2 protein-coding genes are annotated in these 1,676 nt (G+C 51.2%); one reads left to right on the top strand and one right to left on the bottom strand.

Going from position 1 to position 1,676, the window contains the following annotated elements; translation table 11 throughout:
• Positions 1 to 291 precede the first annotated feature (291 nt).
• A complete protein-coding gene (locus IQ260_RS30420; RefSeq protein WP_193996776.1) occupies positions 292 to 798 on the bottom strand; it encodes a redox protein in 507 nt (168 codons plus the stop codon).
• A 114-nt stretch (positions 799 to 912) separates the two neighbouring features.
• Here IQ260_RS30420 and IQ260_RS30415 point away from each other — a divergent pair.
• Positions 913 to 1,676: LysR family transcriptional regulator (locus tag IQ260_RS30415; protein ID WP_193996775.1), on the top strand; the 764-nt coding region annotated here is incomplete at its 3' end.

The following is a 1,676-nucleotide window of genomic DNA, read 5'->3' as shown; positions in this document are numbered from 1 at the left end:
AGTAAGGAGGCACTGACCAACGCTGGCCATGGCAATGTGGGTAGTTTTAGGGCGGGGCCAGCCATAGATGCTCCTGGGGCAGCCTGGTGTACTACTTATCAGCACACTTGCATGGCTACTAGACTACCCGTTTTAACTTAAAGGCTGCACAGCTACGCTCAGCGATAGCTAGCACACTTTAGCAATTGGCCCTACTCAGTAAAAACGCCTACCAGTGATGATAAGCGCCGTTAGTGTTGATGTTGTTTGTGCTGGTGCGTTGAGATGGCTGCTAAGACACTTGTTAAGACCCTATGCAGCCATGGGGGGCTGGACCAAATCTTCTTTGGGGTTCTCGAACCCATGGTCCATGGGGTGTAGTCCAGAGGCTAGCAAGGACCTAAGCTTAGGAATCTCAGCACTGTTATAGACCCGAAACTCGCTGTGAACCGTCGCGCTGGCCTGACGCACGGCTTGGTTGATGACCAGGGAGCCTTGGGGATCAGATTCTGAGCGATGGAAGGTGCCGGGGGGTATGCGCAAAATTTGATCATTTTGATCGAGGCGGACCCGGTGGAATGGGTAGTCCCAGTTAAAGTTAACGAGGTAAAACGTGCGTCCCCCTGACAGGGCTAATAGATTATCTTCTTGACGGGGATGCAAATAAAATTGCCAATCGCCTGTTTTAGCGCTGTGGGGACTAGTCGCTGGCCCCTGGTGAAAGACTAAATCGCGGGCATTGGAGTCAGGAACTGTAATGTCAAAAAATTGAACGCTAGGGGTATCTCTAAATTTTTCAAATGGATATAGTTCAAACATAGGATTGAGTGTGACTGCTCGTGGGTGCCGATACCTTTAAGCTAGCTATCCCTATTTGAAGAATCAAATCGCGCAACGGAGTATATTTATGCACTAACCGAATAGATTCTATTAATGAACATTTCTCAGCTCAAGGTGCTTGTGGCCATTGCTCAATGCGGTAGTTTCTCGGATGCGGCCCTGCAGTTGGAGATGTCCCAGTCATCCGTTAGTCGTGCGATCGCATCCCTAGAAAATGAACTCGACGTCCCCCTGCTAGTGCGTGGCCGCTTAGGCGCCAAGCTCACGGATGTCGGCGAACGGGTAATCGCCCACGCCCAAAAGATTTTGGACCTCCGCGAATCGATCGAATACGAGGTCAACATTGAAAAAGCCCTCTACAATAGCCGACTGCGCATCGCGTCTTTTCGTAGTGCTGCCACCCACCTACTGCCACCCAAAATTGCCCAGTTTCAACGGGCCTACCCACGGGTGGACGTTAGCCTCACCGAATTTGACCCAGCAGGGGTAGAACAAGCACTACTTTCGGGGGATGCGGATTTGGGCCTCTTACCCTTACCTCGCTCAGAAGACTTTATCACTTGGGAGATTGCTCGAGATGAGTACGTTGTGCTACTACCCAAGGCCAAACATCCGGCAATAGCCCCTATCACCTGGGGTGAGCTATCTACGCATTCATTTATCTTGCTCAACTATGCCGAATGTACTACAGCGGTGCGAGAACATTGGTCCCGTTGGCAACAGCCCCTAAAGGTGGCTTATAACGTTAGAGAAGATTCCACCATTGTGAGTCTGGTCGCCCAAGGATTAGGCGCTGCCATCTTACCGCGATTGGCTGCTATGCCAATTCCTGACACGGCTGAAGGCCCATCCATGCC

Origin of the sequence: Leptolyngbya cf. ectocarpi LEGE 11479, assembly GCF_015207065.1 — a bacterium.
Classification (GTDB): Bacteria; Cyanobacteriota; Cyanobacteriia; order Phormidesmidales; family Phormidesmidaceae; genus Leptothoe; species Leptothoe ectocarpi.
This window is presented reverse-complemented; position numbering and strand designations above follow the sequence as displayed.